Origin of the sequence: Bacillus sp. FSL H8-0534 (genome assembly GCF_038005885.1) — a bacterium.
Classification (GTDB): domain Bacteria; phylum Bacillota; class Bacilli; order Bacillales; family Bacillaceae_G; genus Bacillus_A; species Bacillus_A pseudomycoides.
This window is the reverse complement of sequence record NZ_JBBOUC010000001.1, coordinates 5,192,702-5,205,715: the sequence shown is the minus strand read 5'-3', so window position 1 is coordinate 5,205,715 and position 13,014 is coordinate 5,192,702. Positions and strand designations below refer to the sequence as shown.

Sequence of the window (13,014 nt, the reverse complement as noted above, 5' to 3'; positions counted from 1 at the left end):
ATAAGAGTATTTCGACAGTAAAACTTTAATTCTTACTTATTCTCAGATAGGAGGTTTTTATAATAAAAAATGAAATTCAAGAATTGTTTAATGAACGAGATTTATTTGCCAAACTAATCGCAAAAGCCCGATTGTCAAATTTATCATTTGATGTATATAGCTTTAGAAAATATGAGATGGTAGTAGATTTAATATTCGCTGAAAAAAGCCAATTTAAAAATCTTCAAGAAGCGTTTGCTGCAATATTTAAGAAAGAATTGTTTGAAAGAGAAGAATGGGATATTAGTGATGAACCAGCGCCTTCAGATAAACAATGGATAGAGGCTCTAAAAAACATATGGATTCATGAGTACTTTTTAAAGTATAGGGGTATTTGTTTAGAATACGTAAACAGTGAAAATTTTATTAATAGATTTAAAGTGGATTTATTTGATGTAGACTCACCTGAATCGATCGTTAAAGAACTTTTAATGAAATTGAATAATATTGAGACAATACAAGTGAAAAAAGGACATGTTTACGATCAAATATTTGGGCAGTCTGAAAGTCATTACTTTTTGTTTGAATGGGGAATTTATGATTAGAAACATTAAGATAAAGTAAAACTTTAATCAGTGGGGGTTTTCTTCATCCCCCACTGATTATTAGCCCACACCAATCGGACTTTTACGGTCAGTTGATCCCCCACCTAACTTCTTTGCTTTCACCGAATTTTGAGGTGGGAGTATTACTGCCCGTTAATACGGGATAAAATCATTTATAAAGAATTTCTTAATCTAACTTATTTATATGAATCAGAATACTACAGACCGCTTATTTTCCTTCCAATAAATCTTTTGCCATCTTCCGAAATTCCTGATTAAATTCATCGGTCATACCGTTTTGAACATTAGAGAATAGAATAACAAAAATTCGTTTATCCCAATTGAAATTATTAAATGTATTCCACCCAGCTAATACACCGTGATTATGATAATAATCTGGATAAATGTAAAAACTAAATCCATATTTTCTTGCAGGTGATACAGTAAACATATCTGATAAACTGTGTTTGGAAAGAAGTTTGCCAGTCATAATCGCCTCATCTAATCTCTTCATATCTTCTACAGTTGTATACATTTCACCACAACCGTATAGCCAGTTCATTCTTAACCTAGGAGTAGATATGAATTCATTATCTTTCTTTGTATAACCTTCTGCGAAAAATATATCTCCAGGGAATTTTGCCCCCATGCCAGATTCATGCATTCCAACTGGAGTGAAAATATGTTCTTTTATATATTCAGCTAATGGTTGTTTAGAGATTTTTTCTATAACATAGGCAAGTACCATATAATTATAATCCGTATATCTCCAACCTGTTCCAGCAGGGAATTCAAGATTTTGTGAACCAATCCATGTCACTAATTTTAAACGTGATGCCGCATCAACTTTCCCTTGCCCTTGTTCAGGTAATCCAGATGTATGTGTCAATAAATGTCTTAAAGTAATATTTTTATCCGCTGGGAATGAAGGAATATATTTATTTACATTATCTTCTATATTCAATTCCCCTTTTTCCTGCAACTGCAATATAGACACTGCCACTACTGTCTTAGTGATAGAACCAATACGATATTTTGTTCTTGGCGTTGTTAAGACTTTATCCTGCATATTTGCATAGCCATACCCTTTTCGCAAAATCACATTATTTTGATCCGTCACAAGTACCGTTCCATTAAATCCCTTTTCTTTTAAATATTGGTCTAATTTTTGTGTTGCCCCAGCATAACGATTTCGCTGATTTCTATCTACTTTCGGTGTATCTGTTTCTAGTTTACTAGTAGAATCTGAAAATGCCTTTAAATTCTGCGTTTTACCTTTATTTGTTTGCATGAACATATATACACTTAAGCAAAAAATCGCGATAATAAAGCAAACGATTAAACATCTCTTAAACATACAGGAGCCCTCTTTTTATTCAATTTATACTTGTTACTCTTTTCATTGTTTTATTCTATCTCTATTCATTTAAAAGAAGACTTTAATTTTTGCTTAAATTTATTGAAGAACTATATTCGAGAAATGAACTACATATTACTATTTCATCCTCAATTCTACTACTATAAATTAGCATGTCTCTTGATTATCTATATCTTCCTAAAAAGTTTGTATTATTGGAAAGTTATTCAAGAGAAGCTTCCCATACTCAAATTTTTGATCACTTACTATTGTATTTCTTTCTTAGAAAATTTCCACCCAACAATCCGATTCATCTCACTATAATTTTGTTTTTTTATGTAACATTCCTTGCAAACAACATATACAATAATGCCAAAAAAGGTAATCTATTAGCATTCATCGATAAGCAAAATTAACTAGATAGTGAAATGTTCAGTTATCGAACAAACAAAAATAGCATGGTATTTATCGAGTATTACGGAAAATAAATTATGATTGTCAAAAGAAAAGAAAAGATGCAGAAAAATTTTCAAGTAAAATAAATCATGCAAACAATAAAAAGAGAGGAAGCTCATTACGGCCAAAATAATAGGGAATTTCAAAAGAGGAAATGAACGAAAAGCAAATATTAATAAGAATAAGAATCAAATTCATTTATATGTCATAATATCACCATTTTAAAATTCATACCAAAATTGATTATACATCATATTGCAAAAAAATGTCATTCGTATGACTTTTTTTTTGCAATTTTTCAATAAACTTATTGCTGAAACAAACAGCAATATAGCCATACACACACACGCCCACGTATACCCTTTGATATCCACTATGAAGCCAAAAACAGGCGGAGCTAAAATAATAGCAATTTGATTTAGCGTAAGTGCAAAGCTAACCGTAATTCCTACTGAATCCTGCCGCGATGTTTCAACAACTTCAACCATAAAAAGACTAAACCACCCAATGCCAAAGAACCCTAATAAGCCGCTAATTGAAATACCCCCACCTTCACTTCTTTTAGAGGTGGAGGTCTTCTCGGTTAAAATGATAAAATATTATAGTTTATAAAAAACAAGTACTAATACGTTTTTTTCATTGATTAAGGATATAATGTACATAACTACAAGTGAATTATAAAAACAATGCGCACTAACTAATCAATATTAAATTCCAATCTTCTATATTCTCAATAAAATGGAGAATATCATTGAATATTTATATCTATGCTTTATGTAACAGAAAAAAACGTAAAAGAAGGAGATACAATGAAAAAGAAAAAAGAAACAAAAGAAACCGGATGGAACTTAGACAATAGTTATGCCCGTCTACCGGAATCATTTTTTTCCACCCTTAGCCCAACCCCTGTAGGCTTACCAAAGTTAATCATTCTCAATCATCCTGTGGCAACATCCCTAGGGCTAAACATTGAGGAACTACAAAGCGAAGATGGAGTAGCGGTTCTTGCTGGAAACCGAATTCCCGAAGGTTCTATCCCTCTTGCTCAAGCTTATGCAGGGCATCAATTCGGGCATTTCAACATGCTAGGAGACGGCCGTGCGCTGCTAATCGGTGAGCAGATTACTCCTTCAGGTGAACGATTTGATATTCAATTAAAAGGCTCTGGTAGAACACCATACTCCCGCCGAGGGGATGGCCGCGCCGCACTTGGACCAATGCTACGCGAGTATATTATCAGTGAAGCAATGCACGCGCTTGGTATTCCTACTACCCGTAGTCTAGCTATAGTATCAACAGGTGAGTCAATCATACGCGAAACTGCTTTACCAGGTGCAATTTTGACACGTGTAGCTAGCAGTCATATACGAGTTGGCACATTTCAATACGCAGCAGCAAGCGGTTCAGTTGAGGAGCTAAAAATTTTGGCTGACTATACGATTAAGCGTCATTTTCCAGCTATTCAATCACAGGAAAATCCATACCTAGCGTTACTACAAGAAGTGATGAAGCAACAGGCCAGCTTAATTGCAAAGTGGCAACTCGTTGGCTTTATTCACGGGGTAATGAATACCGATAACATGACCATTAGCGGAGAAACCATCGATTATGGTCCTTGCGCCTTCATGGATGAATATGACCCAGCAATGGTATTTAGTTCCATTGACACGCAAGGCCGATACGCCTATGGTAACCAGCCGTATATTGGTGTGTGGAATCTCGCGCGATTTGCAGAATCTCTATTGCCGCTTCTACATACAGACCTAGAACAAGCTGCCCAAATAGCCCAAGATGCGATTTCAGATTTCGGCACACTGTATGAAAAGCATTGGCTCGCTGGGATGCGGACCAAACTAGGTATATTTAACGAAGAAGCAGAAGATAAAGCCCTCATTGATGAGCTCCTTAAAATTATGGAGAAATATCGCGCAGACTATACTAATACCTTCCTTGCTTTAACTTTTGGTACACATAAAGATACCGATTTGTTTAAAAGTCAAGAATTTACGAAGTGGAATGAAAAATGGCAGGCAAGATTAAGCAGACAGGAGGAGTCGAAATCTTCTTCAGATCAGCTGATGCGAGACACCAATCCTGCGATAATCCCACGAAATCACCGCGTGGAAGAAGCATTAGATGCCGCAGTCAAACAAGGGGACCACAGCGTAATGGAACAACTGCTTGTTGTTCTTTCAAATCCTTATGCTCACTCTCCTGAACAGTCTGAGTACTGTACACCACCGGCGCCATCATCCCGCCCTTATCGAACTTTTTGTGGTACATGAGAAAGAATTAAGTTAACACCTTCTCATGATTTACTATTTTTACAACATAATGCTACTCCTTTACCTAATGGAGTGGCATTTTTTCGGTTCTGATGCAAAATCATTTAATATAGATATAGAACCTACACAGTTTGTTCAACTACTCTTTTCTCAGCGCTAAATACAATTGATTGTTTTTTCATAATATCTAGTGGTAAATCTAGATCTCTATTTTATTAGATAAAGAGAGGCCAGCCAGCATCCAAACCAGGAAGATAAAATATCTGAATAACATGTGGAACAAGACCATCGTTTTATTAAGAAACGAGTACGCTCTATGTTGGGATTCAAGTCATTTAAAACAGCAACCTCTATATTGAGTGACGTTGAAGCCATGCATATGATAAAAAAGGAACAGATTGATTTAGAAAACCAGTCTGTCCAAAACCAAAAAGAGTTCATCCACCCAGTGTTTAGACTTATAGCATAAAATACGATTCCGTTAGGAGTCTACTATTCTCCGTGTTATTCTTCATATATTTGCACCAGAACCGATTTTATCCAATTATTTTAGAATATTAAAATAATTAATAATAATACAAGCAACGAATATACTATTCATTTTTTTGTTATCATTATCATTTTTTATTTGTGACAACTTGTTGAACACCGGATTATTATACATAACCTAGAAAAAAATAGAGAATAATGTAGATTTTTGTCTAATGATATGTATGTACACTTCCTATCTGCTAGATATAGACTGTGAAGTGTAAGGACCTTATCTTACAAAAAACTTAAAGGAGGCTTATAAAATGGGGAAATTTACAGGATTTTCAAAGTTTACACTTGCTACATTAATAGGAATAGGTAGCTTAGGTGCCTTTTCTCAAACAGAAGGTGTAAAAGCTGAAAGTTTGGATCGTATTTCTCATGAAAATGTTGAATTTAATTCACCTTCTACTATCACAAATACTTTTGAACAAAGAGCTAATATTGTCCCTGAATCAAAAGTAATCACAAACCATTATGTGAAGTACTCAAAAACTAGTTATCAGGTTAAAGAAAGTATTCCAAAAGAAATTTATTATTCATCAGATGGTTTTAAAGGTTATATACAAGCAACTACTATAATTGATATTGGTGGCCATTTCCTGACTCTCTATTCCGGAACTGTAATTCGATGTTAATTTCATGATTACGTTTATTAAAAGTAGTTTAAAACTTGTGGATTTACAAAAAATAAACCACAAAATTATTCAATTTTATGGTTTATCAAATAAAAGATAATGCTAAGACTACGTCTAATGCTCTTAGATTACCTTCCCCAAAGTTAATTATAGAGTATTAAAGTATTACTGTACAATCAAAAAGCACTCGAATGAGTGCTTTTTGATTGCTATTCCTAATGAAATTCTTTTTCTTTTCTAAAATCTGTTCATACTATTGATTCACAAAGCACTTATGCCCAGATATACAAATCATTTGTGTGAGATTTTTACATACATGTTTGAAATAAAAACTTACATGAATGATTTTAAAAGTTCTTGTACGAATGGAATTACTCCACCCACAAATTTTAAAACAGCCATTGCGATTGCCATAGTATTTCCTCCCCTTGTTTGAGTATTAAGATGTGGTAAATCTTATACCTTCATTTTAGATACATTCCGATATGCAATATTTCATATTAAAAATGTGTTTTATACAGTTATAATAGAATAGGTAAATTCTAAAGCACTCTTAAGTGAATAAAACAGCTAATGAACATATAAAAAAGAAGAGGATTATAAAAACCCTCTTCTTTTTTATGTTAATAAATCTAAGCTTGAATTCATGTTGGTCCTACGTAACTAGTAATTTAATACATAACAGAATATCCAGAAGGGATAGTTTCAAGAGTTTTTTGTAGCTTTTTTATATAAATATCATATTTTTATTTTTAACGTTAGGGAATATTGTTAGATGCATATATATATTTTCATTAATCTCTTTTTTTTTAGATATTTAATGATACACTATATGTTGTATAAAGCGAGAGAAATGGTTAAAGGTGGTTATTATAGGTGAAAAAGATATCATTATTTTTGATAATTATTAGTTTGTTATTAAGTGCTTGTAATGGTACTAATATTATTAAAAAAGAAGAGAAAGTTGTAGAAAAAAATACGAAGGGAAATAGCATTATTCCGAAATATTCTATTTCTGATAATTATTATAAAACTATTATTCCTTTAAAAGAGCATAAAATAATAAATACAGTTAATATACAAACTAATTCTAAATTAGATATAGATAAATTAGAATTAGGTTTAATGAATATGGCATCTAAGCAATTTGATACAAAAAATCATTTATTACAAAGAAGTGAATATATTGCTCAAAAAACAATAGACGAATTACTCACAAAACAAGAAATACCTTATGTATCTAATATTATAGAATATGATTATTATACTAAGAAAAATTCAGGTGAATTGAGTTTAGCTGGTGTTGTTATCGGTTTAGCCATGACTTCAAATCATTCTAATGAAGAAGCAAATGTTAAGGGCAGTGAAATTGCTAATCAACTTTTAAAAGTTCTTTATGATAATAAGAACTTTGTAAAAGTTCCTATTACTTTTTCTATTTTTAAACAGGAAGCTTCTGATTCTTTAAAAGCCGGTACTTTTATTTCTAGTGTAACAGTACAAAAAGGTGAGAATAGTATAGGACAGTGGGCTAATATTAACGAAAAATCCTTTGCTTATCCTTCTGATGATTTTAAACAAGTATATAATAAAGATAATGAAGAGTTAGATAAGTTTTCTGTTAAAGTGAAAAAATTCAATAAAGATGATTATATACCGGTTAATGCTACAATTTTTTATAAAGATGATCATATGGATACTGTAGATATGAATGTTTTAGTTAAATTTAATGGTAAATCAGAACTGATTGCTTTTACACAAATGATAGTCCAAAATATATTAGATGTTTTCCCTAAAGATGTTAAGGTTCAAATGAATATAAAGTCAGAGCAAAAAGTTGAAGCAGTTGTTGTAAGAGAAAAAAATGAAGATGAACCTTTTGTTTCTTTTATTGAATAATGAAAATAAAAAAGACAGTTATTATACTGTCTTTTTTACTTTCATTATTAGTTTAATGTACCATGACTATTTTATCATTAGCGCTTTAAAATAATTGGGCGAACAAGTGAAAAAAGATTGTGCTCTAAAACAGATTATTTAGCTCTACAATTGTATCCGCTTCTATAAGCTTAAGTTGCTGCCCCGATTTAACCTATTCGTAACGAAGTGCTTCAATTGGATCTAATTTCGCCGCCTTATTCGCTGGAATTAACCCGAAGATAATACCAAGCGTCATCGAGAATAATACGCCGCCAACAACTACTTGCCATGAAACGAGTGGTGGCCATTTCGCAAATGTGGAAACAATATATGCGCCCCCGTAACCAAGACCAATCCCAATTAATCCACCAAGAAGCGTTAACATAACAGCCTCAATTAAGAATTGCAGTAAAATTTTACTACGCGTTGCTCCAAGTGCTTTACGTACCCCAATCTCACGTGTACGCTCTGTTACAGATACGAGCATAATGTTCATAACCCCTATACCACCAACGACTAATGAAATACCAGCAATACCTCCAATAATCATCGTCATGATATTTGTCATTTTAGAAATACCATCTTGAATTTCTTTTAAATTCATTACCTCATATTTACCTGTAAACTCACTTGGCTTACGACTATTTAATGCATCAGCTGCTTTCTTTCCAGCGTCATCTAAATTATCGACATTTTTCGCTTGGACAGAAATCTCTTGAATTTCATCTGTTCCATACAACGACGGCCATAACGTTAATGGAATTAGAACTTCTGAACCTCCCATTCCCATGAATCCGCCCTCGGCTTTATATACACCAATAATTTGCAGCGGTTGGCCTTTCATTTCAATAATCTTTCCAACTGGATTTTCTTTTTCAAATATCTTTTCTTCTACATCGGAACTAATCATGACAACGTTATTTCCATAATCGATATCTGTATCATTTAAAGAACGGCCTTTTAACACCTTAACTTTATTCGCAGCGAAATATTCGCTGTCTAGCCCTTTAATATTCACCATATCTTTTTTATCATTGACATCAAGTGTTTCCATGTTTGAATTCGTCTTAATTACGTGTGAAATCTCTGGAAGCTTTTTAATTTCAAAAATATCTTCTTCTGTCAATTTCGGTTTTCCCATGGATTCCATACCAAATGAATCATTCATGTCAGGAGTATAGTGAATAGAAATCACACTATTCCCAGAACCAACAAATTGTGATTTTAACGCTGCTTCCCCGCCCTGCCCAATCGCAACAACAGTAATAATAGAGCCGACACCGATAATAATCCCAAGCATTGTAAGTGCTGAGCGCAGTTTATGAGCTAGAATAGAAGATAGGGCAATCTTTATACTATCTAGTAAACTCATATCACACACCTTCTATCTTCTGTAATTTCCCCGTCCCTTAGCACAATTCGGCGCGAAGAGTAAGCAGCGACTTCCTCTTCATGCGTAACCATGACAATCGTCGTACCTTCTGCATTTAACTTTGTGAAGATGTCCATAACTTGCTCCCCAGACTTTGTATCAAGAGCACCTGTTGGTTCATCGGCCATAATGAACGTTGGGTCATTTGCAATGGAACGTGCGATGGCTACACGCTGCTTTTGCCCACCTGAAAGTTCGCTTGGCAAGTGATACACGCGGTCAGACAATCCGACTTTCCCAAGTGCTTCAAGAGCTCTCTGACGGCGCTCCGCTTTCTTCACGCCGCCATATATAAGCGGAAGTTCTACATTTTCTACCGCTGAAAGACGTGGCAATAAGTTAAAATGCTGGAATACAAAACCGATATATTCATTACGAATAAGGGCAAGTTTTGCTTCATCTGCCGTTAAAATATTCACGCCGTTCAACACATATTCCCCTTCTGTCGGACGATCTAAACAACCGATAATATTCATGAGGGTTGATTTCCCTGAGCCAGATGGTCCCATAATGGAAACAAACTCACCGTTTTGAATTGTTAAACTAATACCATGTAAAATCGGTACCGCTAGCTTCCCTTGGTAATATGTTTTATGAATATTGTTTAACGTAATCATTTTTCTTTCACTTCCATTCCGTCATACACGTTGTCGGAAGGATTTTTAACCACCTTTTGTCCCATTGTTACACCTTCAAGAATTTCTGTCCAATCTCCATCAGTAGAACCTTTTTTCACATTTTGTTTACGAAGCTTTCCTTTGTCTTCTACATAAACAAATAGATTACCAGCTTTTTCAATAATACTTTTACTAGGAACAGCAATCATCTTCTTATTCTCTAAGTTTACTTGCAGTGATACGTGATAGCCTGGAGATAAACCTTCTTGTCCATCTAAACTAGCTTTATATGTATACTGAGACATATTTTGTGTTCCCTCACCAACACCAGCTGCTTGCGCCATTTCTGCACTTGTCGGGAACTCGCTTACCTCTGTAATTTTACCTGTCCATTTCTTCTTACTATTTGCTTTTGCAGTTGCAGTAAATGGTTGATCCTTTTGAATTTGTGATTTTTGAAGTTCTGTTAATGTCCCTTGAATTTGGAATGAATCTTTAGAAGCGATTTGTAAAAATGATTTTCCTTGTCCACCCATTGCTTGCGCTGAACTTTGTGCTGCATCTTTATCTAACTTTTGCACAACACCAGCGAAATTACTATAAATTGTGAGTTCATCTTGTTTTTTCTTTAATTGTTGTGATTGTAATTGACCTTTTTCTTTCTCAAGTTCAGTTGTTTTTTGCTGTATTTCTAGTTCACTTACTTGCTCTTCTAACGGATCTGTTACTTCTTTTCCAGCGCCGCTATCTTTTGCTTTCTTAATCTCTTTATTTAGTGAATCTATTTTCTTTTTCCCTTGATCATAGCGCATTGTTGCCATTTTTTGATCAAGCTCAGCTTGCTTCAATTGTAGATTGATTTCTTCATTATCATAAGAGAATAACTTCGTCCCTTTTTCTACTTCTTGCCCTTCTTTCACCGCAATATCCTTCACTTTTCCTTTTGTCGGATCTGCATAGAAGCTCTCAATATTCCCAGGCTTTACTTGTCCAGAAATCAATTTTGTATTATTGAGTGTACGTTCTGTTACTTTCTCAAAGCTAACAGCGTCTCCCTTTGCTGTCTCCTTCTTCTTACCTTGCATAACAAAAATATTGACGGCTGCAACGATGACAATTAATGCAATAACCCCAATGATAATCCATTTTTTCTTTTTAGTTGGTCGATGTGTTGTAGTTGGTAACATAATGTCTTCCCCTTAATGATGATATAATTTAGTACATACGTTTATTGAACAATTTATATGGGACAACCACCTAAAGTAACTGGCTATAAACCAAAAAATAAAAGCTAAAAACCTTTTAATACCTTAGGCTATATGAAGCACAAAATAAAGAGGTCGATCCTTTATTTTAAAGAAACTGACCTCTTTATTTTGTGCTTCATATGATATAAATAATTGCAAAAACTAAACTACATCACTGCTTTTAATAATTCTGTTACTAATGGAATTACTCCACCAATGAATTTCAAAACTGCAATTGCGATTTCCATATGATTTCCTCCTCTTTTTTGAGTATTGAATTGTGGTAAATTTTTATACTACTATAATAGCGAGAATTCATTTGGATATCAATGCATTTCAATATGCAATATTTCATATTTATACGATTTTTTAATTTTTTAATATATCAAATCTAAAGTGTTTTCTGATGAATTCAACAGTTAATGAACATAAAAGTTTCCCTATTTAAAAAGAAGTTAATTTTTGTGATTTTCTTCTTTTTTGTGGCAGATCCTAGATAATTTGACTATTAATAAGTGAACTAATGTTCATTAGACATAGAGGACACCCTCCTATTATAAAGCATGACATTAAAAAAGTTATGGGATCTTCAAAAGAGGTGATACAAGCGACTCAATTGCGATATTTTAACAACCGAATACTCCGTCAGCCTACTCTGTTGTTTGATAAGTGTTTCTCGAAGCAGCTATTATAAATGGCTAAACTGACAAGGAATCCTTGCACCAAGACAATAGGAAAGTGAAGGGCTGAAACACTTCATCCAACAGTGTTATGAGAAAGTAAAAGGTGTGTATGGTTATAGTAGGAGGTGATACATATGGTAAATTTACGTGAAATAAGAAATACTCATAAAAAAAGAGATAAAGCATTTTATGAAGTGCTTTATCTCTTTTTTATGAGTGAGGAATGTATTTGGGGATATTTTCGGTATGTTTTTACACAATTTCCGTATCGCATAAATTTTATTTTAATATGTGCTATTACATATTATTTTATCATTCCCTCGACAGAAGAATCCCACTTCAAAGAATGTAAAAGGTGTAGCCCAATGAGTAGGTGGGAGATGAATGTCGGTTAGGCGTAAGCCTAAAGGTTATTGGGTTTACAACGAATAAAGAATACTGGGATTTTAGTATTCAGCGTATCTAGAGATGTAGGTTGTGTGCAACGAATCCGTAAGTACCATATTTTAGAGTTTGTGTATCAAATTCAATGTGTTAAAAATGTATGTTATGTAATTTTATAGTTCTTGGTTTTAATTTGATGTAAAGTATTTATGAATACGATAGTAAAAATTATGACCAATAAAGCCTTTTCCCACAAAAAGTTATGTCTAAGTATAAGATTTGCACATAAATTATACCAATTAATAATTAATAAGATCCCAAAAATCCACACACAACTTTTTAATGTGTTTAAGCGGTATTGATATTCTAATATATTTCTCTTCATATATTTCTGCTCCTATTCGATATAATTAAATAGAATTGTAAACATGATAAGTTAATTTGAAACTTATGTGGAAGAACTTTCTCTTGAAAGAGTCAATAAATCTGGTTACAGCCCTAATTACACATAAAGAAAAAGAATCCCTTATGATTTCTAGGATTCTTTTTCTTGTTTAAAGTTTGCTCATACAAATGATCTGCACCTCAATTCATCTTTGATATACAGACCATTTGTATGATAATTTTTATAAATAATTGCTGAATAAAGAACTTACATAAATGCTTTTAAAAGCTCTTGTACGAATGGAATTACTCCACCTATAAATTTTAAAACGGCCATTGCGATTGCCATAGTATTTCCTCCTCTTTTTTGATGTTAAGATGTAGTACATCTTTATGCTTTTATTATAGTAAGCACTTACTTTTTTATCAATACATTTTAATATGCAATATTTCATATTAAGATGCATTTTAAATTCTCTTCCTTTTTTTATGTGTT

Annotated in this window: 9 protein-coding genes and 4 pseudogenes; 7 read left to right on the top strand and 6 right to left on the bottom strand. The window is 33.2% G+C overall.

What is annotated here, in order from left to right:
* Positions 1-83: 83 nt before the first annotated feature.
* Positions 84-584, top strand: coding sequence for a hypothetical protein (locus MHH71_RS26670; protein WP_239500273.1), 501 nt, complete (start codon positions 84-86; stop codon positions 582-584).
* Between the two features lie 229 nt (positions 585-813).
* Here MHH71_RS26670 and MHH71_RS26665 read toward each other — a convergent pair whose 3' ends face one another.
* A complete protein-coding gene (locus tag MHH71_RS26665; protein WP_033799013.1) occupies positions 814-1,941 on the bottom strand; it encodes a serine hydrolase domain-containing protein in 1,128 nt (375 codons plus the stop codon).
* A 428-nt stretch (positions 1,942-2,369) separates the two neighbouring features.
* Here MHH71_RS26665 and MHH71_RS26660 point away from each other — a divergent pair.
* A pseudogene (locus MHH71_RS26660) lies at positions 2,370-2,559 on the top strand (hypothetical protein); the annotation flags it as partial.
* 59 nt (positions 2,560-2,618) lie between these two features.
* On the opposite strand, the pseudogene MHH71_RS26655 reads toward MHH71_RS26660, so the two are convergent.
* Positions 2,619-2,933, bottom strand: a pseudogene (locus tag MHH71_RS26655) (hypothetical protein); the annotation flags it as partial.
* 273 nt (positions 2,934-3,206) lie between these two features.
* Here MHH71_RS26655 and MHH71_RS26650 point away from each other — a divergent pair.
* The 4 genes and pseudogenes from MHH71_RS26650 (at position 3,207) to MHH71_RS26635 (ending at position 7,750) form a co-directional block, all read left to right on the top strand.
* Complete coding sequence (locus MHH71_RS26650; RefSeq protein ID WP_033799683.1) at positions 3,207-4,682, top strand: protein adenylyltransferase SelO; 1,476 nt, start codon at positions 3,207-3,209, stop codon at positions 4,680-4,682.
* 248 nt (positions 4,683-4,930) lie between these two features.
* A pseudogene (locus MHH71_RS26645) lies at positions 4,931-5,151 on the top strand (DDE-type integrase/transposase/recombinase); the annotation flags it as partial.
* 325 nt (positions 5,152-5,476) lie between these two features.
* On the top strand, positions 5,477-5,851 hold the full coding sequence (locus MHH71_RS26640; RefSeq protein ID WP_006095513.1) for a hypothetical protein: 375 nt from the start codon (positions 5,477-5,479) through the stop codon (positions 5,849-5,851).
* An 876-nt stretch (positions 5,852-6,727) separates the two neighbouring features.
* Entirely contained in the window at positions 6,728-7,750 is a 1,023-nt protein-coding gene (locus MHH71_RS26635) for a CamS family sex pheromone protein (protein ID WP_033799015.1), read from the top strand.
* A gap of 193 nt (positions 7,751-7,943) precedes the next feature.
* Here the strand turns inward: MHH71_RS26635 and MHH71_RS26630 are convergent, their stop codons facing one another.
* From MHH71_RS26630 to MHH71_RS26620, 3 genes are read right to left on the bottom strand one after another with little or no spacing between them, the layout of a single operon-like run.
* Complete coding sequence (locus tag MHH71_RS26630) at positions 7,944-9,143, bottom strand: ABC transporter permease (protein ID WP_018767608.1); 1,200 nt, start codon at positions 9,141-9,143, stop codon at positions 7,944-7,946.
* Positions 9,140-9,820, bottom strand: coding sequence for an ABC transporter ATP-binding protein (locus MHH71_RS26625; protein WP_033799016.1), 681 nt, complete (start codon positions 9,818-9,820; stop codon positions 9,140-9,142). The genes MHH71_RS26630 and MHH71_RS26625 overlap by 4 nt, the downstream gene beginning before the upstream one ends.
* The gene (locus tag MHH71_RS26620; protein WP_078211699.1) at positions 9,817-11,007 is read right to left on the bottom strand and encodes an efflux RND transporter periplasmic adaptor subunit; all 1,191 of its coding nucleotides are present in this window, start codon (positions 11,005-11,007) and stop codon (positions 9,817-9,819) included. Before MHH71_RS26620 ends, MHH71_RS26625 begins: the two co-directional genes overlap by 4 nt.
* A gap of 877 nt (positions 11,008-11,884) precedes the next feature.
* Between MHH71_RS26620 and MHH71_RS26610 the strand changes: the two genes are divergently transcribed.
* A complete protein-coding gene (locus tag MHH71_RS26610) occupies positions 11,885-12,145 on the top strand; it encodes a hypothetical protein (protein WP_033799027.1) in 261 nt (86 codons plus the stop codon).
* Between the two features lie 641 nt (positions 12,146-12,786).
* On the opposite strand, the pseudogene MHH71_RS26605 reads toward MHH71_RS26610, so the two are convergent.
* Positions 12,787-12,973: pseudogene (locus MHH71_RS26605) on the bottom strand (hypothetical protein).
* Between the last annotated feature and the right edge of the window lie 41 nt (positions 12,974-13,014).